General features: G+C 66.4%; 16 protein-coding genes. 14 read left to right on the top strand and 2 right to left on the bottom strand.

The window, feature by feature from the left end:
- Positions 1–44: 44 nt before the first annotated feature.
- Positions 45–593, bottom strand: a complete 549-nt coding sequence (locus FHS28_RS22055) for an NUDIX hydrolase (protein ID WP_088454151.1) — start codon at positions 591–593, stop codon at positions 45–47.
- Between the two features lie 39 nt (positions 594–632).
- On the opposite strand from FHS28_RS22055, the gene pgeF reads away from it, so the two are divergent.
- The 4 genes from pgeF to phbB all read left to right on the top strand — a co-directional run bounded on the left by pgeF (position 633) and on the right by phbB (position 5,756).
- On the top strand, positions 633–1,409 hold the full coding sequence (gene pgeF / locus FHS28_RS22050; protein ID WP_088454000.1) for a peptidoglycan editing factor PgeF: 777 nt from the start codon (positions 633–635) through the stop codon (positions 1,407–1,409).
- 599 nt (positions 1,410–2,008) lie between these two features.
- On the top strand, positions 2,009–3,679 hold the full coding sequence (gene phaC, locus FHS28_RS22045; protein ID WP_375140797.1) for a class I poly(R)-hydroxyalkanoic acid synthase: 1,671 nt from the start codon (positions 2,009–2,011) through the stop codon (positions 3,677–3,679).
- 41 nt (positions 3,680–3,720) lie between these two features.
- The gene (locus FHS28_RS22040) at positions 3,721–4,908 is read left to right on the top strand and encodes an acetyl-CoA C-acetyltransferase (protein ID WP_088453998.1); all 1,188 of its coding nucleotides are present in this window, start codon (positions 3,721–3,723) and stop codon (positions 4,906–4,908) included.
- A gap of 110 nt (positions 4,909–5,018) precedes the next feature.
- Entirely contained in the window at positions 5,019–5,756 is a 738-nt protein-coding gene (gene phbB, locus FHS28_RS22035) for an acetoacetyl-CoA reductase (RefSeq protein WP_088453997.1), read from the top strand.
- 8 nt (positions 5,757–5,764) lie between these two features.
- Here phbB and FHS28_RS22030 read toward each other — a convergent pair whose 3' ends face one another.
- Positions 5,765–6,691: an IclR family transcriptional regulator domain-containing protein gene (locus FHS28_RS22030; RefSeq protein WP_184295422.1), complete on the bottom strand. Its 927-nt coding sequence runs from the start codon at positions 6,689–6,691 to the stop codon at positions 5,765–5,767.
- A gap of 152 nt (positions 6,692–6,843) precedes the next feature.
- Between FHS28_RS22030 and FHS28_RS22025 the strand changes: the two genes are divergently transcribed.
- From FHS28_RS22025 to ntrC, 10 genes are all read left to right on the top strand, one after another.
- The gene (locus FHS28_RS22025) at positions 6,844–7,656 is read left to right on the top strand and encodes a TIGR00266 family protein (protein ID WP_088453996.1); all 813 of its coding nucleotides are present in this window, start codon (positions 6,844–6,846) and stop codon (positions 7,654–7,656) included.
- Between the two features lie 281 nt (positions 7,657–7,937).
- Positions 7,938–9,161, top strand: coding sequence for a YncE family protein (locus tag FHS28_RS22020; RefSeq protein WP_259373089.1), 1,224 nt, complete (start codon positions 7,938–7,940; stop codon positions 9,159–9,161).
- 130 nt (positions 9,162–9,291) lie between these two features.
- Positions 9,292–10,113 (top strand): polysaccharide deacetylase family protein, encoded by an 822-nt coding sequence (locus tag FHS28_RS22015; protein WP_310736849.1) that lies wholly within the window; start codon positions 9,292–9,294, stop codon positions 10,111–10,113.
- A gap of 27 nt (positions 10,114–10,140) precedes the next feature.
- Entirely contained in the window at positions 10,141–11,217 is a 1,077-nt protein-coding gene (locus tag FHS28_RS22010) for a sterol desaturase family protein (RefSeq protein ID WP_088453995.1), read from the top strand.
- On the top strand, positions 11,217–12,188 hold the full coding sequence (locus tag FHS28_RS22005) for an EI24 domain-containing protein (RefSeq protein ID WP_246410464.1): 972 nt from the start codon (positions 11,217–11,219) through the stop codon (positions 12,186–12,188). The genes FHS28_RS22010 and FHS28_RS22005 overlap by 1 nt, the downstream gene beginning before the upstream one ends.
- An 89-nt stretch (positions 12,189–12,277) precedes the next feature.
- Positions 12,278–13,087: a competence/damage-inducible protein A gene (locus FHS28_RS22000; RefSeq protein ID WP_088453994.1), complete on the top strand. Its 810-nt coding sequence runs from the start codon at positions 12,278–12,280 to the stop codon at positions 13,085–13,087.
- Between the two features lie 315 nt (positions 13,088–13,402).
- Positions 13,403–14,821: a type I glutamate--ammonia ligase gene (gene glnA, locus FHS28_RS21995; RefSeq protein WP_088453993.1), complete on the top strand. Its 1,419-nt coding sequence runs from the start codon at positions 13,403–13,405 to the stop codon at positions 14,819–14,821.
- 275 nt (positions 14,822–15,096) lie between these two features.
- The gene (locus FHS28_RS21990) at positions 15,097–15,570 is read left to right on the top strand and encodes a coiled-coil domain-containing 22 family protein (protein ID WP_246410462.1); all 474 of its coding nucleotides are present in this window, start codon (positions 15,097–15,099) and stop codon (positions 15,568–15,570) included.
- Between the two features lie 48 nt (positions 15,571–15,618).
- Positions 15,619–16,731 carry a nitrogen regulation protein NR(II) gene (gene glnL / locus FHS28_RS21985; RefSeq protein ID WP_088453992.1) on the top strand — a complete coding sequence of 371 codons (1,113 nt, stop codon included), beginning with the start codon at positions 15,619–15,621 and terminating at the stop codon, positions 16,729–16,731.
- A gap of 43 nt (positions 16,732–16,774) precedes the next feature.
- Positions 16,775–18,250 (top strand): nitrogen regulation protein NR(I), encoded by a 1,476-nt coding sequence (gene ntrC / locus FHS28_RS21980; protein ID WP_088453991.1) that lies wholly within the window; start codon positions 16,775–16,777, stop codon positions 18,248–18,250.
- Positions 18,251–18,620 lie beyond the last annotated feature (370 nt).

Below are 18,620 nucleotides of genomic sequence, written 5' to 3'. Positions count from 1 at the left end.
TGCCGGGGCGGCCTGTTGCGGAACGGGCCCCGGCCCCGAAGGCTTCAGGTGATGTCCGCCGAATGCAGCGGGAAGCCCTCGCCGCGGCGGCGGTCTTCAAAGAACCGCTCCAGCGCATACCGCACCGTGTGGAAGGCCAGTTCGTCCCAGGGCACTTCATGCTCATGGAACAGTCGCGCTTCCAGCGTTTCCGGCCCGGGATCGCACTCGGGGCTCAACAGGCGGGCCCGGTAGAACAGGTGGACCTGGCCGACCCGCACGACGTTCATGATGCAGTAGAGGTCCTGCATCTCGATCTGCACCCCGGCTTCTTCGTCGGTCTCGCGCTGAGCGCCTTGCGCCAGCGTCTCTCCCAGCTCCATGAAGCCGGCGGGCAAGGTCCACTTGCCCAGCCGCGGCTCGATGGCCCGACGGCACAGCAGTACCTGGTCGCCCCAGACCGGCAGCGTGCCCACCACATTCAGCGGGTTCTCATACTGGATGGTGCCGCAGACGGTGCAGGTGGCCCGCTCGCGGTTGTCGTCCGCGGGGATGCGGTACTCGATCTGCCCGCCGCAGACCGGGCAATGCTGGAAGCGCCGGGTTTGGAACATGCGGCCAGTGTAGCGGGACACGCATGGCATCATGCCCGCATGGAACTTCATGATTGGCTGCGCCCGGATTGGCGCGCTTCAGGCACGCAGGCGTTCATGACCACCCGTCAGGGCGGCGTGAGCCTGAACGGCTGGCACAGCCTCAACCTCGGACGGTCGGTGGGCGACGATCCGGCCGCCGTGGCCGAGAACCGGCGACGGGTGGCCGAAGCCATCGGCGCCACGCCGGTCTTCCTCAAACAGATGCATGGCACGCGGGTGGTGCGGCTGGCGCCGTCCCTGGCCGTGCCCGGGCTGGAGCCGGAACCGGCGGATGCCAGCATCAGCCTGGATCCGGCCCTGGCCTGCGCCGTGATGGCGGCGGACTGCATGCCGGTGCTGTTCGCGGCGCCGGGGGGCGTGGGCGCGGCCCATGCGGGCTGGCGGGGCTTGTCCGCCGGGGTGCTGGACAACACTGTCCAGGCCCTGTGCGAGGCGACCGGCTGCGAGCCGGCGCAGGTGCAGGCCTGGATGGGGCCCTGCATCGGGCCGGCGGCCTTCGAAGTGGGGGCGGATGTGCTGGAGGCCTTTGGCGCCGCGGCAGTCCAGGAGGACCAGCCGCATTTCCGCTATCAGGCCAACGCGGCCGGCCAGCCGCGCTGGCGCGCCGATCTGGTGGGCCTGGCCCGCCAGCGGTTGCAGTCGCTGGGCCTGACCGACATCCACGGCGGCCACTGGTGCACCTTCAGTGATCCGGAGCGCTTCTTTTCGTATCGCTTCGAGCAGACGCGTCATCAGCCGGGCGGCCGGATGGCGGCAGTGATCCGGCTGACGTAAGCGCCGGCCCGGCAGGCATCGCCCCTTGGGCCGTTGCTTCAGGGATCGCATCAGTGCCTGCGACAGGGACCTGGACAGGCACTGCAACAGGCACTGCAACAGGCACCGCCTCGGGGGCTGGTACCGCTTCCGCCGCTGCGTCCGCCGCCGCTTCTGAAGCCGCTTCGGCACGCCGCCTGGCCTTGCGCCGCGCCGGCGTTCCCATCAGGTAAAGCACGATGGACAGCGGCAACACGCCGTACATCACGAAGGTGAAGACGGCGCCCAGCAACGTCCCTTGCGGGCTCATGGCTTCGGCGGCGGCCATCATGAGCACCACATACATCCAGGCGAGAGCAACGAGGACCATGCGAGATCAAAGAAGAAGCATGTCGATGTCCGGCCAGCCGGACAGGCGCTGGTGCGACATCGTCACGCGGGGGTAAGCTCAAGACGCTACAAAGCCATTGAGCATATGCGAAGCCCGTCGTGGGGGAATCCTCTCCCGTTGTGGCAAGCTTCTTGCTCGGTCCCGAACGAGGAGATCTATGAGCGATACGCGTGCTGCCGGCGCCTCTGGCGTGCCTGATTTCTCGGACTTCCAGCATCTGGCCAGCCAGATGGCGGACGCCGTCAGTGGCATGACACGGCAGATGGGCGACACCCTGCAGCAGATCCAGTCCCTGCAGATTCCGACCGATGCCTGGCAGCAGCTCCAGCAGGAGTATCTCAGCCAGGCCGGCGCGCTGTGGAACCGCGCGCTGCATGCCCCGCATGACGGCAAGGCCGACACGCTGCCCTCGCTGCCGGACAAGCGCTTTGCCGATGCGGCCTGGAACAGCAACCGGCTGTCCCATTTCAGCGCCGAGCTGTACCTGCTCAATGCCCGCATGCTGCAGCGCATGGCCGAGCAGGTGGGCGGGGACGACAAGACCCGAGCGCGGCTGCGCTTTGCGGTGCAGCAGTTCGTCGAGGCTTCATCGCCCAGCAACTTCCTGGCGCTCAATCCCGAAGCCCAGCAGCGCGCGCTCAACACGCAGGGGGAAAGCATTGCCCGCGGCATGCAGCAACTGGTGTCGGACCTGCAGCGCGGCCATGTGTCGCAGACCGACGAAAGCGCCTTCGAAGTGGGCCGCAATGTGGCCACCACGGAAGGGCAGGTGGTCTTCGAGAACGAGCTCTTCCAGCTGCTCGAATACAAGCCGCTGACCGACGAGGTCTATGAGCGCCCGCTGCTGATGGTGCCGCCCTGCATCAACAAGTACTACATCCTCGACCTGCAGCCGGAGAACTCGCTGATCCGTCATGCGGTCGCGCAGGGCCACCGCACCTTTGTCGTGAGCTGGCGCAATCCGGATGCCGATTGTGTGCACTGGACCTGGGACGACTACATCGAACGCGCCACCATCGAGGCCATCCATGGGGTGCAGAGCATTGCGGGCACCAAGACCATCAATACGCTCGGCTTCTGTGTCGGCGGCACGCTGCTGGCCACGGCGCTGGCGGTGCTGGCGGCGCGCGGGGAGCATCCCGCGGCCAGCGTCACCCTGCTGACCACGCTGATCGATTACGAGAACAACGGCGTGCTCGACATCTTTGTCGACGAGGCCGCGGTGCAGATGCGCGAACTCACCATCGGTGCGCAGGCGCCGAACGGGCCCGGGCTGCTGCACGGTCAGCAGCTGGCCAGCACCTTCAGCATGCTGCGGCCCAATGATCTCGTCTGGAACTATGTGGTGGGCAACTACCTCAAGGGCGAGCCGCCGCCGCCCTTCGACCTGCTCTACTGGAACAGCGACGCCACCAACCTGCCGGGGCCGATGTACTGCTGGTATCTGCGCCATACCTATCTGCAGAACGAGCTGAAGATTCCCGGCCGCCTGACGGTGGCGGGCGAGGCGCTGGACCTGGGGCAGATCCGCGCGCCGGTCTACATCTACGGCTCGCGGGAAGATCACATCGTGCCCTGGGAAGCGGCCTATCGCAGCACCCAGATCTTCAAGGGGAAGAAGCGGTTCGTGCTGGGCGCCTCCGGCCACATCGCCGGCGTGATCAACCCACCCGCCAAGAAAAAGCGCAGTCACTGGATCGGCAAGGGCAGCGCCTTGCCGCCCCAGCCGCAGCAGTGGCTGGCCACCGCGACCGAGCATGCCGGCAGCTGGTGGCCGGACTGGTCCGACTGGCTGGCCGCGCAGGCGGGCCCCCTCAAGGCCGCACCGAAGTCCTTCGGGCGGGGCCCCTACAAGCCGATCGAACCGGCACCGGGCCGTTACGTCAAGGCGCGGGCCTGAGCCGCACCCTGAATTTCCGCATCGCAACACAGGAGAGAGACATGAGCACAGCGCAGGACATCGTCATCGTCGCGGCGGCCCGCACGCCCATCGGCAAGTTCGGCGGCTCGCTGGCCAAGATCCCCGCCAGCGAACTCGGCGCCCTGGTCATCCAGGACCTGTTGCGCCGCAGCGGCCTGCAGGCGGATCAGATCCAGGAAGTCATCCTCGGCCAGGTGCTGCAGGCGGGCACCGGCCAGAATCCGGCCCGTCAGGCGGTGATCAAGGCCGGCCTGCCGGTGAGTGTGCCGGCGATGACCATCAACAAGGTGTGCGGCTCCGGCCTGAAGGCGGTGATGCTGGCAGCCCAGGCCATCCGGGATGGCGATTCCGACATCATCATCGCCGGCGGCCAGGAAAGCATGAGCCTCTCGCCGCATGTGCTGCCCGGCTCGCGGGACGGCCAGCGCATGGGCGACTGGAAGCTGGTGGACACGATGATCACCGACGGCCTGTGGGACGTCTACAACCAGTACCACATGGGCATCACGGCGGAAAACGTGGCCAAGGAATATCACGTCAGCCGCAGCCAGCAGGATGAACTGGCCCTGGCCAGCCAGCAGAAGGCGGCCGCCGCGCAGGATGCCGGCCGCTTTGTGGCGGAGATCGTGCCGGTGACGATTCCGCAGAAGAAGGGGGACCCGGTGGTGTTTGCCGCCGACGAGTTCATCAACCGCAAGACCAATGCCGAAGCGCTGGCCGGCCTGCGCCCCGCCTTCGACAAGGCCGGCACGGTCACCGCCGGCAATGCCTCCGGCCTGAATGATGGCGCTGCCGGCCTGGTGGTGATGAGCGCCGCCAAGGCGCGGGAACTGAACCTGCAGCCGCTGGCGCGCATCGCCTCCTATGCCAGCGCCGGCGTGGACCCTGCCACGATGGGCATGGGCCCGGTGCCGGCCTCCCGGAAGGCCCTGGCCCGCGCCGGCTGGCAGCCGCAGGACCTGGACCTGCTGGAGATCAATGAAGCCTTCGCGGCGCAGGCCTGCGCGGTGCATCAGCAGATGGGCTGGGACACCAGCCGGGTGAATGTCAACGGCGGCGCCATTGCGCTGGGCCACCCCATCGGAGCTTCCGGCGCCCGCATCCTGGTCACCCTGCTGCACGAGATGATCAAGCGCGATGCCAAAAAGGGCATTGCCAGCCTGTGCATCGGCGGCGGTATGGGCGTGGCCCTGTGCATTGAGCGCTGAGTCCCGGTTTCGTCAGCGTCGCATCGAGAGAAGCTAGCGCGTCTACTAGCGAGTCAGATGCTTTCCGGCCGGGGCGCGCGCCGGGAGGCCCACATCAGGAGGCAAATCAAATGAGTCAGAAAGTGGCATACGTGACAGGGGGCATGGGCGGCATTGGTACCGCCATCTGCCAGAAGCTCGCGCAGGACGGCTTCAAGGTCATCGCCGGCTGCGGACCCAGCCGCGACCACGCCAAATGGCTGGGGGAACAGGAAGCCCTGGGCTTCAAGTTCTACGCCTCCGTCGGCAATGTGGCGAGCTGGGAATCGACGGTGATGGCCTTTGAAAAGACCATTGCGGAGCACGGCCCGGTGGATGTACTGGTGAACAACGCCGGCATCACCAAGGACCGCATGTTCCTGAAGATGACCCGTGAAGATTGGGACGCGGTGATCGACACCAACCTCAACAGCATGTTCAACGTCACCAAGCAGGTGGTGCCCGGCATGGTGGACAAGGGGTGGGGCCGCATCATCAACATCTCGTCGGTGAACGGCGAGAAGGGGCAGGCCGGCCAGACCAACTACTCGGCGGCCAAGGCCGGCATGCACGGCTTCACCATGGCGCTGGCGCAGGAGCTGGCCTCCAAGGGCGTGACGGTGAACACCGTCAGCCCCGGCTACATCGGCACCGACATGGTCAAGGCCGTGCGGCCAGACATGCTGGAGAAAATCGTCGCGCAGATCCCCGTCAAGCGACTGGGAGAACCGCAGGAGATTGCCTCCATCATCGCCTGGCTGGCCAGTGAGCAGTCCGGCTTCACCACCGGCGCAGACTTCAGCTGCAACGGCGGCCTGCACATGGGGTGACCCCGGGGTCAGCCCTTGATCTGCAGCAAGCGCGACAGGCTTTGCGCGGTTTCCTGCAGCTTGGGCAGGCCCTGCTCCAGCAGCAGCTGCGGCGAGGTGCGGCTGGTCTGGGCATGCAGCGCGATGGAAGCGATCACCCGGCCCTGGCGACCCTGGATGGGCACCGCCAGGGTGACAAGCCCCTCTTCCAGCTCGCGTTCGAGCAGGCACCAGCCCTGCTGACGCACCTGGTCCAGCGCCGCGCGCAATTCCTCCGCATTGCGGGGCGTGGACGATGCCGACGACGCGCCCTGCAGCCCGCCGTAAGCCGGCGCCGGTGACGGAAACGCCACACCGGGCGCTGCGGAAATCCCACCCATGCCGGACGGATTTGCCGAAGCAGTGGCGCCGTTCTGGCCGCCACTGGCGCTCAGCAGGGCGGCCGGCAGACGGTGATCAAGCTCTTCCGGCGGCAGCGCCGCCAGCATCACCCGGCCCATCGCGGTGGCCCAGGCGGGCAACCGACTGCCCACGCCCAGGGCCTCATTGAAGATCTTGCGGGTGGGGGTGCGCATCACAAAGACGATGTCCTGCGCATCCAGCACCGCAATCGAGCAGGACTCCTTCAGGTCGCCGGTCAGCTGCAGCATCTGCGGCTCGGCAAACTGCCACAGCGGCTGGGACGAGAGGTAGGCGAAGCCGAGGTCCAGAATCTTGGGCGTCAGCTCGAACAGGCGGCCTTCGGCGCGCACATAGCCCAGTGTCTGCAGCGTCAACAGAATGCGGCGGGCACCGGCCCGGGTGAGGCCGCAGCGCTTGGCGACTTCGGTCAGGGTTTGGCGTGGTGCATCGGCGCCAAAGGCGCGGATGACCGACAGACCACGTGCAAAAGACTGCACATAGCTGTCGCCAGGCTTCAGCGACGGATCGAGGTCTTCGCTAGGCATAAGCGTCATGTCCCCAGTAAAAGGAAGGTGGGCGAAACGTTAATATCCCGGCCGATCGGGTCTTCCTGTCTTTGGTCACCTGCGGCACGACTGCAGGGCAGCCAGCGGGGCAGGGAGGGCAAAACCAGTATCAACCCAAGCTCAGTCAGAAGGTGAATCAAATGGCCATGGATGTGGTGGACTACGAAATCAAGGGTGCGGAGATGCAGTTCGTGGAGGTCGAGCTCGACCCCGGCGAGGCAGCCATCGGCGAAGCCGGTTCCATGATGTTCATGGACGCCGGGATCAGCATGGACACCGTCTTCGGGGACGGGTCGGCCAACCAGGGCGGCTTCTTCGGCAAGCTGCTGGGCGCCGGCAAGCGCCTGGTTACCGGGGAATCGCTGTTCACCACGATCTACACCAATCAGGCTCATGGCAAACAACGGGTCGCCTTCGCGGCACCGTACCCCGGCAAGATCCTGCCCATGGACCTGCGGCAGCTCGGCGGCACGCTGATCTGCCAGAAAGACGCGTTCCTGTGCGCCGCCCGCGGGGTGTCCCTGGGCATTGCCATCCAGCAACGGCTGTCGACCGGCTTCTTCGGTGGTGAAGGTTTCATCATGCAGAAGCTCGATGGGGACGGGCTGGCCTTCGTGCATGCCGGCGGAACGGTGGTTCGTCGTTCCCTCCAGCCGGGTCAGACCCTGCTGGTGGATACCGGCTGCGTGGTGGCCTACACCCCCAACGTCAGTTTCGAGATTCAGTACGTGGGCAAAATCAAGACCGCCCTGTTTGGCGGGGAAGGTCTCTTCCTGGCCAAGATGACCGGCCCGGGCGAAGTCTGGCTGCAAAGCCTGCCGTTCTCGCGCCTGGCGTCCCGCGTTTTTGCGGCGGCGCCGCAGCGTGGCGGCTCGCGTGAAGAGGGCTCGGTGCTGGGCGGTTTTGCCACCGGCGGGCTGCTCGGCGGTCTGCTGGGCGGGGACGACGAATAAGGCGCGCCGCACGGCTTCCACGGCCGTGCGAATGTCGCCATCCCCGCATTTGGCGGGCGCCGACCGGCCTGTTCGAACGGGTCGGCCCCGGCTTCCCGCCTACACTTGAGGGCAGCGCCACTGCTGCCGTCGCATGGAAGGCAGCGCCTGCGCTGCCTTTGCTTTTTTTCAGGTCGCCCTCAGCCAATGGGCGGATAGTTGCGCCCGGTGAACTGTTCGGCAGTTGTCCAATTTTGGCGGCAACCTTTGCCGATCGCCTGGCCCTCCCTCAAGGATTCCTGATGCTGTTTTCGTCCGCGCGGCCCGTGGCCGCTGCCCTGGTTCTGACTGCCACTGCGGTGGCTGGCTCCCTCCTGATGGCCTCGCCGGCCCTGGCCCGCCGAACGGCAGCCACCCATGCCACCCACAGCGCCCAGGCGCATGGCGCCGGCTCGACTGCGGCCGCCACGACAGCGGCCGCTGGCACGGGGGCCGCGACGGCCGCCGCCGCTGGCACCCCGACCGCGCCTTCGATCACCAGCCCGTCGGCGGGCGCTGCCCCTGCTGCCCCTGCTGCCCCTGCTGCCACTTCAAAGGTCGCCACCAGCCCGATCTTCGTGCTGAACTCCCTGGATGCGGACATCAGCGTCATCGACCCCCGCACCTTCCGCGAGGTCAAGCGCATCCCCACCGGCAAGGAGCCGCATCACCTCTACCTGACGCCGGACCGCAAGACGATGGTCGTGGCCAATGCGCTGGGGGATTCGCTGACCTTCCTGGACCCGGTGACCGCCGAAGTCCAGCGCACCATTTACGGCATCTCCGACCCCTATCACCTGCGCTTCTCGCCTGACATGAAGTGGCTGGTGCTGGCCGGCAACCGCCTGGACCACGTGGACATCTACAAGTGGCAGCCCCAGAACCAGGCGCAGCCACTGGCGCTGACCAAGCGCTTCTCGGCGCCCAAGACGCCGAGCCACCTGTCCATCGACACCCGGAGCACGGTGGTCTACGCCAGCATGCAGGACAGCAGCGAGATCATGGCGATCGACCTGAACACCCTGTCGGTCCGCTGGAAGGTGCCGGTCGGCAAGCTGCCGGCCGACGTCTACCTGACGCCGGATGACAAGTACCTGCTGGTGGCCCTGACCGGCGACCACTTTGTCGAGGTCTATGAAGTGGGCGGCCTGCCGCAGCCCAAGCTCGTCAAGCGCATCGACACCGGCGACGGTGCCCACTCCTTCCGCGCGCTGGGCGACCGCCGCCATGTGCTGGTGAGCAACCGCGCGGCCAACACCATCAGCAAGATTTCGCTGGACAGCCTGTCGGTGGTGGACGTGCTGAAGGTGCCGGGCGGCCCGGACGACATGGAAATCCTGCCGGATGGCCGCACCCTGCTGGTGACCTCCCGCTGGGCCCGCAAGCTCACCGTGATGGATCTGCAGACCAAGCAGATCACCACCCAGGTGAAGGTGGGCAAGTCGCCGCACGGCGTGTGGACGCTGGACCAGATGCCCCGCCAGTGACCGCGAGCCGACTGTGACTGAGCCGAAGTACCGCCCGCCCGGGCCCCACGCCGGGCCCGCCGCCAAGCCCGGCGGGACCGCCTTTGGGCGTCCCTCCGGGCCATCCCCCGGGTGGCCCCGCCGCCTGGTGGTGAGCCTGCTCGCGGGACTGCTGGTGGCGCCCGGTCTGCGCGCCCAGCCGTCGGCCGCACCGACCCCGCCCTGCGACAAACCCGTCTACCTGACCTTCGACACCGGTCACATGGGCGTGGCGCCGCTGATCGTCGAAACGCTCAAGCGTTTTGATGCCAAGGCCACCTTCTTCCTCGCTCAGGAGCCCACCAAGGACGGCGGCCAGACGCTGGACGACAAGTGGGCACCCTGGTGGAAGACGCTGGCGGAGCAGGGCCATGATTTCGGCTCGCACACCTGGTACCACGACACCTGGGTGGCCGACCTGCCGGACGGCCGCTTCCGCTTCCGTCGTGCCGCCGGCGAGCAGGTGCCGCAGATGGTGGAGATGTCCGCCGCGGACTACTGCGACGAACTGCGGCAGCCCGCCCGCCGCTTCGCCGAAATGACCGGCCGGCCGATGTCGATGATCTTCCGGGCGCCCGCCGGCCGCACCTCGCCTGCCCTGATCGCCGCCGCGCGCGCCTGCGGGTACCGCCATGTCGGCTGGGCCCAGCCGGCCGGTTTCCTTGGCGACGAACTGCCCAGCGACCGCTTCCCCAATCAGGCGCTGCTGGAGCAGGCGCTGCGCCGCATCAAGCCGGGCGACATCCTGATGGCTCACCTGGGCATCTGGTCCCGCCAGGACCCCTGGGCGCCCATGGTGCTGGAGCCGCTGATGCAGGGCCTGAAGGACCGCGGCATGTGCTTCGCACCGCTGCGCGATCATCCGGACTATGCTCAATGGATGCGACGGCCGCCGGAGTCCCTGGCCCTGGTCCGGCCGCGCCGGATCAACTGACCGACCTGCAGTGAGGCCGCTCTCGTGATGGACTGGTTCACCGATCTTTTTGGACAGGCGCAGCAGGCGCTCTTCGAGGCCGTGGTGCAGCCGCTGGTGTTCGGCATGGGCTTCGGCAATCTGCTGGAAGACGCCTTTGACGCCACCGGCTGGCTGCTGGTCGGGCTGCTGCAGATGGCGGTGATGCTGGTGGTCATCGGCAGCCTGCAGCGCTGGCGCCCCGCCGAGCCGGTGACCGACCGGCGCGCCATCCGGGTGGATGTGATCTACACGCTGATCCAGCGCCTGGGCCTGTTCCGGCTGGTGATGTTCTTCACCCTGGAGCCGGCCGCCGATGCGGTCACCGGGCAGCTGCGGCTTTGGGGCATCCCGACCTTCCAGCTCGATGCCGTCTGGCCTGGCGTGACCGATATCGCCTGGGTCAGCTTCGTCCTCTACCTCATCGCCTTCGACCTGCTGAACTACTGGCTGCACCGGGCGCAGCACCAGTGGCACTGGTGGTGGTCGCTGCATTCGCTGCATCACAGCCAGCGGCAGATGACCATGTGGTCCGACAGCCGCAACCATCTGCTGGATGACCTGCTGATCGACTGCGCCGTGGTGCTGGTGGCGCGGCTGATCGGCGTCGGCCCCGGCCAGTTCGTGGCGCTGGTGGCCCTCTCCCAGCTGCTCGAGAACCTGCAGCATGCCAACCTGCGGCTGAGCTTCGGCCGTTTCGGTGAGCGGCTGCTGGTGAGCCCGCGCTTCCACCGGCTGCATCATTCCATCGGTATCGGCCACGAAGGCTTTGGCGCCGGCACGCTGGGCGGTCACAACTTCGCGGTGCTGTTCCCGATCTGGGACGTGATGTTCCGCACCGCCAATTTCGAGGACCGCTGGGATCCCACCGGCGTGCGGGACCAGTTGCCGGACGAAGGCAACCGTGAGTATGGCCAGGGCTTCTGGGCCCAGCAGTGGCTGGGACTCCGGCGCCTGTTCGGACGGGACCGTGCGCCGCATCACACAAGCCACACAGGATCGGCGCAGAAACACCACACCGCCCAGGTCGGACCCGGCCCGCAGGTCGCCGACACTCAGCCACTGTCCACGGGAGGGGACGACTGATGATCAAACCGATGGGCCGTGTGGCCGACTCGTTCTGGCGCGCGGCGGTCTACTGCCTGCATCCGCAGGTGATTGGCCTGTCCCTGCTGCCGGTGCTGGTGCTGGGGGCGCTCAGCGGCGTGCTGGGCTACTTCTTCTGGGGCGACGCGGTGGCCGTGGTGCGCTCCACCATGGAGTCGTGGAGCCTGGTGGATGCGCTGCTGAAGTGGCTGGACAGCATGGGTGGCCAGGCGCTGCGCGCTGTGCTGGCACCGATGATCGTGCTGTGCCTGACGCTGCCGCCACTCGCCGCGCTGAGCATGGTGCTGGTGGCCCTGATGATGACACCCTCGCTGGTCAACCTGGTGGCCCGCCGTCGGTTCCCCGGTCTGGAGCGCAAGCGCGGTGGCGGGTTTGTGGCCAGCCTGATGTGGTCGCTGGGGCACACGGTGCTGTGCCTGGTGCTGCTGCTGGTGTCGCTGCCGTTCTGGCTGATTCCGCCCTTGTTCGCCGTCCTGCCGCCGCTGATTTTTGGCTGGCTGGGCTACCGGGTGTTCACCTTCGACGCGCTGGCGGACCATGCCTCGGCGCCTGAACGTCGCCGGCTGCTGCGTGAGCATCGCCTGCCGCTGCTGCTGCTGGGCCTGTGCACCGGTTACCTGGGTGCGGCGCCGGCAGCCCTGTTCTCGCTCGGCCTGCTGGCGATCGCGCTGAGCCCCTTCCTGCTGCCGCTGGCGGTCTGGCTGTTCACCCTGGTCTTTGCCTTCAGTTCGCTGTGGTTCACCCACTATGCCCTGGCGGCGCTGCAGGAGATGCGGCGCGAGGACAGCGTCACCCCGCACACCCCGCTCGATGATGTGATGGACGCGTTGCCGGCGAACTATGCGACACCGCCGCCACGGGTGGAGGACTTCCCGCCCGATGAGCCGACTCGGCCCCCCGGCGCTGCCATCCCAGGCGTCCCAGGCGTGCCGGGCGTGCCCGGATCCTGATCCGCGCCGCGGGGCAAATCCCTGCCTCAGCAACCCCTGCAAAGCGGCGGCATCATGCCGTCGCTCTTCTTTGACCTTCAGGACAGCTCATGAACATCGGCCTCATCATCATCGGCGACGAAATCCTCTCCGGAAAGCGGCAGGACAAACACCTGGCCAAGGTGATCGAGCTGCTGAGTGCGCGGGGCCTGTCCTTGTCCTGGGCCAAGTACCTCGGCGACGACCGGGACCAGTTGACCCGCGAGCTGCGCTCCGCGTTTGACAGCGGTGATCTGGTCTTCAGCTGCGGCGGCATCGGCGCCACGCCGGACGACCACACCCGGCAGGCCGCCGCAGCGGCACTGGCCCGTCCGATGGCGCTGCATCCGGAGGCGGCGGAATTCATCTGGCAGCGGGTGCAGCAGATGGCGGCGGAGCAGGGCACCGCGCCTGAGCGGGATCATCCCGACACCCAGCGCCGCATGGAGATGGGCGTCTTCCCGGAAGGCGCCGCCATCATTCCCAATCCCTACAACAAGATCCCCGGCTTCTCGGTGGGCAGCGTGTACTTCGTGCCGGGCTTCCCGGTGATGGCCCACCCGATGATCGAATGGGTGCTGGACCAGCAGTACGCTGCCCTGCATCGGCAGGTCAGCACCCGGGAGCGGTCGATGATCGTCCAGGGCGCGATGGAGGCCTCGCTGACGCCGCTGATGGAGCGGGTGGAAGCCGAACACCCCGGCATCAAGGTGTTCTCGCTCCCCAGCGTGGACCATCCGCAATGGGGTCGCCACATCGAGCTGGGGGTCAAGCCGGCCGGCACCGACCTCACACCCGACCAGCTCGACGCCGCCTACGGCGCCCTCCGGGAGGGGGTCGTCCAATTTGGTGCTGTCATCAGCACTGAAATGGTGCGATGATGCACCGCGCTGGAACGGGCCGCCCACGGGTGGTCGCCCAGTGCCTCACTTTCGTCACAACGCCCCGCCAGAATCCCTGACGGTCTCCTTCGCACACGAGGGTGACCGGCCGCAGGATCAGCGCAAGATCGGGCGCAAGTCCAGGCCCGGTGCGGCATGCACCGAGGTGGCGCCTGCCTGGCCGGGCAATGTGCGAAGGTGGCGCGCGGCGACCCCCGAGTTGGCATGCAACCTGCTAAATAGTTCACCGGATGCAGGTCGCAGTCCTGCCCGACGAATCTTTCTTCTTATCCCCAGTCCCCCTAGGAGTGATTGATGGCCACCAAGACCGTCGCCGACGTGATGAACATGGTGAAGGAGCATGAAGTCAAGTTCATTGACTTCCGCTTCACTGACACCCGCGGCAAAGAACAGCACGTGTCCGTGCCCGTGTCCGCCTTCGACGAAGACAAGTTCGCGTCGGGTCATGCTTTTGACGGTTCCTCGATCGCCGGCTGGAAGGGCATCGAAGCCTCGGACATGCTGCTGATGCCGGACCCGAACACGGCCAACATCGATCCGTTCTTCGAAGAACCGACCCTGATCCTGACCTGCGACGTCATCGACCCGACCGACGGCAAGGCGTATGAGCGCGACCCGCGTTCGCTGGCCCGTCGTGCCGAGGCCTATCTGAAGTCGTCCGGCCTGGGCGACACCGCCTACTTCGGTCCGGAACCCGAATTCTTCATCTTCGACAGCGTCCGCTGGAATGTGGACATGTCGGGCTGCTTCGTGAAGATCGAATCCGAAGAAGCCGCCTGGAACACCGGCAAGGAATACGAGCACGGCAACAGCGGCTACCGCCCCACCGTCAAGGGCGGCTACTTCCCGGTGCCCCCGGTCGATTCCGGCCAGGACATGCGCTCGGAAATGTGCCTGATCCTGGAACAGATGGGCATCCCGGTCGAAGTGCATCACCACGAAGTGGCGAACGCCGGCCAGATGGAAATCGGCACCAAGTTCAGCTCGCTGGTGCAGCGCGCTGACTGGCTGCAGCTGCAAAAGTACATCATCCAGAACGTGGCCCATGCCTATGGCAAGACCGCCACCTTCATGCCCAAGCCAATCGTTGGTGACAACGGCTCCGGCATGCACGTGCACCAGTCGGTCTGGAAAGACGGCAAGAACCTGTTCGCGGGTGACGGCTACGCCGGCCTGAGCGACTTTGCGCTGTACTACATCGGCGGCATCATCAAGCACGCCCGTGCCCTGAACGCCATCACCAACCCCGGCACCAACAGCTACAAGCGTCTGGTCCCCGGTTTCGAAGCCCCGGTGAAGCTGGCCTACTCGGCCAAGAACCGCTCGGCCTCGATCCGCATTCCGTATGTGGCCAACCCGAAGGGCCGCCGCATCGAAGCGCGCTTCCCCGATCCTTCCGCCAACCCCTATCTGGCCTTCGCAGCGCTGCTGATGGCCGGTCTGGACGGCGTGGAAAACAAGATCCATCCGGGCGAAGCCGCAACGAAGGACCTGTACCACCTGCCGCCGGAAGAAGACGCGAAGATCCCGACCGTCTGCCACAGCCTGGACCAGGCGCTGGAATACCTGGACAAGGACCGCGCGTTCCTGACCAAGGGCGGCGTGTTCACCGATGCGTACATCGATGCCTACATCGAGCTGAAGATGCAGGAAGTCCAGCGCTTCCGCATGACCACGCACCCGGTCGAGTTCGACATGTACTACGCGCTCTGATCGAGCGCCCATGCGTCCCTCGGGACTGAAGAAGGGATGGCCGCCAAGGTCATCCCTTTTTTTCTGGGCCGCCGCGTGGAGAGTTCCCGAACCGTACACCTCGCAACAGGGCTGTGCAAAGCTTCCATCCCGTAAAACCCCAGCTTGCGTCACAATGAGTATCGACTTCGGTCAATTGGATGCGAGCAATGCGAATCAAGCGGGTTGGGACTTTCGGGGCATTTCCCCGGACCTTGGGGACGACGACCATCAGTGCGTCGGGCCTGACAGCGGCCATGGTGCTGGCTCTGGCCGGCGTGACCGGGCCTGCGTCGGCGCAGGCCACGGTCTATCGCTGCCCCGGCCCACCGGTGCTCTACACCGACGCGCTGTCCGCCAAGGAAGCGCAGGACAAGGGCTGCCGCAGCATCGATGGCACGCCCATCACCGTCTTCTCGCCGATCAAGCCCAAGGCCGGCAGCACCAGCCCGACGGCGGCTTCGGGAGCGCCCAATGAGCGGGTGGACCCGAAAGATCAGAAATCCCGCGACAACGAACGTCGCCGGGTGCTGGAGCAGGAACTGCGTGAAGCCGAAGAGCGGCTGGCCAAGCTCCAGAAGGAATACAACAACGGCGAGCCGGAACGCCAGGGCAACGAGCGCAACTACCAGAAGTACGTGGAACGCGTTGCGGAACTCAAGGCCAGCGTGTCTCGCCAGGAAAGCGACATCCAGGCCATCAAGCGCGAGCTCTCCAAGATTCCGAACTGAGCGGGTCGGTCGGAGCAGCCGCATCGATGGTGATGCACGGTAACTCCGATGACTGCCAAAACACCGCCTCCCTCCGCCGCTTCCGTAGCGCCGCATGCCTACCAGGCCTTCGATCTGCTCGCCACGCTGGTGGCGGTCGTCCGGCCTGACGGCATCTGCGAATTCGCCAATACGGCCGTCGAGACTCTGTTCAACCTGCCCCGCCGGGCAGTGCAGGGCAGCAACCTGCTCGACTGGTTCCCGGACCCCAGCCGCCTGCTTGAGGCGCTGGAAGGCGTCTCCCGCAACGAATTCTCCAGCAGCCGCTTCGACGCGCAGATCCGCCGCGGGCCGCGGGCCCATGACGATGCGCTGCCGGTGCATGTCATCGTCAGCCAGACGGATGATCCGCAGCGGCTGGTGATCGAGCTGATCGAGAACGCCCAGCAAAGCCGACAGGACCGCGAGGAACGCAACCTCGACCAGGTCCGCTCCACCAAGGAGCTGACCCGCAATCTCGCCCATGAAATCAAGAATCCGCTGGGCGGCATTCGCGGGGCGGCGCAGCTGCTCGCACTGGAACTGCAGCCCACCGACCTCTGGCCCGAGCTGGAGGAATACACCGAAGTCATCATCCACGAGGCGGACCGGCTGCAATCGCTGGTGGACCGCCTCCTGGCGCCGCACCGCCGCGCGCAGGTGGTGGGCGATGTGAACATCCACGAGATCTGCGAGCGGGTGCGCACGCTGGTGCAGGCGCAATATCCGCGCGGCCTGCGACTGCAGCGGGACTACGACATCTCACTGCCTGATTTCCGCGGAGACCGCGAGCAATTGATTCAGGCGGTGCTCAACATCGTGCAGAACGCGGCGCAGGCGCTGCATGAGCGTATTGCCGCCGGCGATGCCGTCATTCATTTGCGCACGCGGGTCGCCCGTCAGGTGACGATTGGCAAGCAGCGGTGGCGCTTGGCATTGGAATTGCATATTGAAGATAACGGCCCGGGCGTGCCCGAGGAGATCAAGGACCGCATCTTTTTCCCGCTGGTGTCGGGCAGGGATGGCGGCTCCGGTCTCGGGCTGACGCTGGCACAGACGATTGCCCAACAGCACCAGGGGATGATCGACTGTGACAGCCAGCCGGGCCGGACCGATTTCCGAATCACCCTGCCTTTACCCTGACGCAGTGCCACAAGCGCGCGCATAGGATGAAGGGGAGCCTTAGATGAAGTCGATCTGGATTGTTGACGACGACCATTCCATTCGTTTTGTGCTGGAGAAGGCGCTGACGCGCGAAGGACTGCCGGTGCGCAGTTTCAGCCAGGCCCGCGAGGTGCTCGCGGCGCTGGAGGAAGACTCGCCGCAGGTGCTGGTCTCGGACATCCGCATGCCGGGTGGATCGGGGCTGGAGCTGCTGAGCACGATCAAGAAGCAGCTGCCGGGGCTGCCGGTGATCATCATGACGGCGTACTCCGATCTGGACAGCGCCGTGTCCGCCTTTCAGGGCGGTGCGTTTGAATACCTGCCCAAGCCGTTTGACCTGCCTCGAGCGGTGGAGCTGATCCGCCGCGCGCAGGAAGAAAGCCAGCGGGAATCGGTGGCGGAAGAGACGCAGGTCCAGATGCCTGAAATGCTGGGCCAGGCCCCGGCGATGCAGGATGTCTTCCGTGCCATCGGGCGTTTGAGCCAGAGCCATGTGACGGTGCTGATCACAGGCGAATCGGGATCGGGCAAGGAGCTGGTGGCGCGGGCGCTGCACAAGCACAGCCCGCGGGCGGATGGACCGTTTGTGGCCATCAACACGGCAGCGATTCCGAAGGACCTGCTGGAGTCGGAACTGTTTGGCCATGAGCGCGGCGCCTTCACTGGCGCGCAGGCGACCCGTCGCGGCCGCTTCGAGCAGGCCGAGGGCGGCACGCTGTTCCTCGATGAAATCGGCGACATGCCGCTGGATCTGCAGACCCGGCTGCTGCGGGTGCTGTCGGACGGGCAGTTCTATCGTGTGGGCGGACACAGCCCGCAACGGGCGAATGTGCGGGTGGTCGCGGCGACCCACCAGAACCTGGAGACCTTGGTCAAGGAAGGTCGCTTCCGTGAAGACCTGTTCCACAGGCTCAACGTCATCCGGCTGCGCCTGCCGCCGCTGCGGGAGCGCCGTGAAGACGTGCCGCTGCTGGCGCGTTATTTCCTGCAGCGCAGTGCGGCGGAGCTGGGCGTGGAGCCGAAGCGGCTGTCCGAGGCCGCGCTGCAGCGACTGGTGAATTTTGATTTCCCGGGCAACGTGCGGCAGTTGGAGAACATCTGCCATTGGTTGAGCGTGATGGCGCCGAGCCTGGTGGTGGAGGCCAAGGACCTGCCGCAGGAACTGCTGGCGCCGGGTGGGGGCAGCGGCCTGTCCGAGGCGGTGCCCGTCAGCAGCGGGCTGACCAGCAACACGGCGATGCCGGTGGCCACGGCCGGGGCCGCGCCGATGACGGCATCGCCGGATGCGTGGGTGGCAGAGATGGCGCGGGAAGCGCGACGTCTGCTGGCAGCCGGGGAGCCGGATGTGTGGGATGTGCTGACGCGTCGATTCGAGGCGAGCCTGATCCTGACCGCCCTGGACCTGACGCGCGGACGGCGCATTGAAGCCGCGCAGAAGCTGGGCATCGGGCGCAACACCATCACGCGCAAGATTCAGGAACTCAATCTGGATGCTTGAGTGAGGTGGGTGAGCGCCGGGGCGCGCCGAGGGACATTCGAGCCCCGCGTGCCGCCGGCGGGAAGCGACGAGAGTTCACGCGCATGAAAGACCGTCTCGGCATCGTCCTTGTCGCTGCAGTGTTGGCTGGCTTTCTTGCTGCAGTCGTGCTCTTTGTTCTCTTCGGCGCTCCTCAACGCTTCGTGGGAGCGCTGTTGCTGGCTGTGGGAGCCTTCGCAATCTTGGCCGCTCGAAGCGTTGCGCAGGCTCGCCGCAAGGCCATCAGGGTCACGGCACTCGGCACTCGGCACTCGCGACGAGAGCAGTCTGCGCCCTACAACCATCATCCTTTGGGGCGCAGGTGTGGCTGTCATCGGTGTTCTCTTCATCG

The organism is Roseateles terrae, assembly GCF_014192155.1.
In the GTDB taxonomy this organism is placed as follows: Bacteria; Pseudomonadota; Gammaproteobacteria; order Burkholderiales; family Burkholderiaceae_C; genus Roseateles; species Roseateles terrae.
Note: the sequence above shows the minus strand (reverse complement) of the source record. Positions and strands in the feature narration are given on the sequence as shown.

Excerpts from the sequence above, each read along its gene's own strand:
- FHS28_RS22055 (WP_088454151.1), bottom strand. The coding sequence starts at position 593 with ATGTTCCAAACCCGGCGCTTCCAGCATTGCCCGGTCTGCGGCGGGCAG.
- pgeF (WP_088454000.1), top strand. The coding sequence starts at position 633 with ATGGAACTTCATGATTGGCTGCGCCCGGATTGGCGCGCTTCAGGCACG.
- phaC (WP_375140797.1), top strand. The coding sequence starts at position 2,009 with ATGGCGGACGCCGTCAGTGGCATGACACGGCAGATGGGCGACACCCTG.
- FHS28_RS22040 (WP_088453998.1), top strand. The coding sequence starts at position 3,721 with ATGAGCACAGCGCAGGACATCGTCATCGTCGCGGCGGCCCGCACGCCC.
- phbB (WP_088453997.1), top strand. The coding sequence starts at position 5,019 with ATGAGTCAGAAAGTGGCATACGTGACAGGGGGCATGGGCGGCATTGGT.
- FHS28_RS22030 (WP_184295422.1), bottom strand. The coding sequence starts at position 6,691 with ATGACGCTTATGCCTAGCGAAGACCTCGATCCGTCGCTGAAGCCTGGC.
- FHS28_RS22025 (WP_088453996.1), top strand. The coding sequence starts at position 6,844 with ATGGCCATGGATGTGGTGGACTACGAAATCAAGGGTGCGGAGATGCAG.
- FHS28_RS22020 (WP_259373089.1), top strand. The coding sequence starts at position 7,938 with ATGCTGTTTTCGTCCGCGCGGCCCGTGGCCGCTGCCCTGGTTCTGACT.
- FHS28_RS22010 (WP_088453995.1), top strand. The coding sequence starts at position 10,141 with ATGGACTGGTTCACCGATCTTTTTGGACAGGCGCAGCAGGCGCTCTTC.
- FHS28_RS22005 (WP_246410464.1), top strand. The coding sequence starts at position 11,217 with ATGATCAAACCGATGGGCCGTGTGGCCGACTCGTTCTGGCGCGCGGCG.
- FHS28_RS22000 (WP_088453994.1), top strand. The coding sequence starts at position 12,278 with ATGAACATCGGCCTCATCATCATCGGCGACGAAATCCTCTCCGGAAAG.
- glnA (WP_088453993.1), top strand. The coding sequence starts at position 13,403 with ATGGCCACCAAGACCGTCGCCGACGTGATGAACATGGTGAAGGAGCAT.
- FHS28_RS21990 (WP_246410462.1), top strand. The coding sequence starts at position 15,097 with ATGGTGCTGGCTCTGGCCGGCGTGACCGGGCCTGCGTCGGCGCAGGCC.
- glnL (WP_088453992.1), top strand. The coding sequence starts at position 15,619 with ATGACTGCCAAAACACCGCCTCCCTCCGCCGCTTCCGTAGCGCCGCAT.
- ntrC (WP_088453991.1), top strand. The coding sequence starts at position 16,775 with ATGAAGTCGATCTGGATTGTTGACGACGACCATTCCATTCGTTTTGTG.